Origin of the sequence: Streptomyces aureus (assembly GCF_000725495.1) — a bacterium.
Taxonomy (GTDB): Bacteria; Actinomycetota; Actinomycetes; order Streptomycetales; family Streptomycetaceae; genus Streptomyces; species Streptomyces aureus_B.
The window spans coordinates 1-592 of the sequence record NZ_JNZD01000079.1 but is presented as its reverse complement, the minus strand read 5'-3'; the positions used below and the strand labels follow the sequence as shown (position 1 = coordinate 592).

At 67.1% G+C, this 592-nt stretch carries 1 pseudogene; it reads right to left on the bottom strand.

What is annotated here, in order from left to right:
* Positions 1-107: 107 nt before the first annotated feature.
* Positions 108-592 (bottom strand): annotated as a pseudogene (locus IO36_RS36035) (alpha-1,4-glucan--maltose-1-phosphate maltosyltransferase); the annotation flags it as partial.

The window sequence follows — 592 nt, the reverse complement described above, 5'->3', positions numbered from 1 at the left end:
GAAGGAACGGACCAGGACCTCGTAGAAGACGGCGCGTTTGAACCACTCGGGATCGCGGTCCTTGGCCGGGGTGTCCTCGAACGTGTCCGGGACGGGCTCGTTGACCATCATGCGGGTGACCCTCCGATCCGCGGTGCCGGGCCGACAGTGAGCACATGTGCACCGCCCGGACCCAGGCGCACAAAGTTGGACCTGCCCCAGTTGTAGGTCTCGCCGGTGAGCTCGTCGCGCACCGGAACGCGCGCGTCCTCGCTCAGAGCGAGTCGCGGCATGTCCAAGGACACTGTCGCCTGCCGGGTGTGGTGGGGGTCCAGGTTCGCCACGACGACCACCGTGTCGTCACCCGAACGCTTGCTGTACGCGATCACGGCATCGTCGTCAGCCTCATGGAATCTCAGATTCCGGATTTCCCGCAGGGCCCGGTGCTCGCCCCTGATCCGGTTCAGGCGGGTGATCAGCGGGGCGATCGTGCGGCCCTCGCGTTCGGCGGCCGCCCAGTCGCGGGGGCGGAGCTCGTATTTCTCGGAGTGGAGGTATTCCTCGCTGCCGGGGCGCAGGGGGGTGTTCTCGCAGAGTTCGTAGCCGCTGTAGA